Annotated in this window: 1 protein-coding gene and 1 pseudogene; both read left to right on the plus strand. The window is 20.1% G+C overall.

Annotated elements, in window-relative coordinates:
* The coding region (locus C6B38_RS04160) for an ATP-binding cassette domain-containing protein (protein ID WP_162475861.1) at nt 1-621 on the plus strand (621 nt) is incomplete at its 5' end.
* Between the two features lie 187 nt (nt 622-808).
* Nucleotides 809-1,290 (plus strand): annotated as a pseudogene (locus C6B38_RS04165) (hypothetical protein); the annotation flags it as partial.

Genomic DNA, 1,290 nt, shown 5'->3' on the forward strand with positions numbered 1-1,290 from the left:
ATAATAAAAACAATTTCTGAAATTAGAGGAAATGTTGATTGGAAATATGTAGAAAAACTAATTGAATATTTTGATTTTGATCCTAAACGGAAAATTAAAAAAATGTCAAAAGGAATGAAACAAAAAGTAGCTATAATTAGTGCTTTTATGCATAAGCCGAAAGTATTAATTTTAGATGAACCAACTTCAGGATTAGACCTCTTAATGCAACAAAAATTTGATACATTAATTAAAAATTTACAAAAAGAAGAGGCAACCATTTTTATGAGTTCCCATATTTTTAGTGAAAAAATGTCAAAAGGAATGAAACAAAAAGTAGCTAAAAAAGGTAAAATTGTATCAGAAGCTAATATTAAAGAACTTAAAAATAATGCTGATAAAATTTATGAATTAAAATTTATAACTATTAATGATTATGATAATTTTATGAATAAAAAATGAAAAATAATTGATACTAATAAAGTAACAAAAATAATAAAAGTTGAAATCAGTCAAAATAATATAAATAATTTTTTAAAAGAAATAACAGATTATCAACTAGAATATTTTAAGGAATTACCATTTAATTTAGAACAACATTTTATTAAATTTTATGAAAAAGAGGTAAGTTTCAATGATTAATTTAAATGAAAAATAATTGATACTAATAAAGTAACAAAAATAATAAAAGTTGAAATCTATTTTGTTTTTTTTATTAACAATTCTGAAGAAATAACAGATTATCAACTAGAATATTTTAAGGAATTACCATTTAATTTAGAACAACATTTTATTAAATTTTATGAAAAAGAGTGGTTGTGGTCTTATTATGATAAAATTTGTAAAATTACAGTTTAAAAATATAAAAATAATTTTAATTATATGATCTATTTTGTTTTTTTTATTAACAATTCTGGCAATAACTCTAAAATATTTTAGTCCAGCTACTAATATTAATGTAGCTTCAGCTGCTAGTTTTGTTAGTTTTATTATGTATGGTTATGGTTGTGGTCTTATTATGATTTTTCCATATTCAATAATTACAACTCATATTTTATTAACAAAAGAAATTAAAGAAGGTTATTTTGCTTGTTGATTAGTATTGCCTATGTCAAGAAAAACAGTTTTAAATTCAAAAATTTTTACATTAATTTCGTCAATTATAATTTTAAATGTTGGTTCTTTATTTTTACAATTAATTTTATTCTCTCTGGTTTACAAAGATTTTAATCAACAAAATCAAATAAATTTAGTTCTTACAAGTTTTTCATTTTTATTTTTATGGATATTATGATCTTTTATTGTTTGAGT

The organism is Spiroplasma sp. ChiS (genome assembly GCF_002968355.1).
Lineage (GTDB): Bacteria > Bacillota_I > Bacilli_A > Mycoplasmatales > Mycoplasmataceae > Spiroplasma > Spiroplasma citri.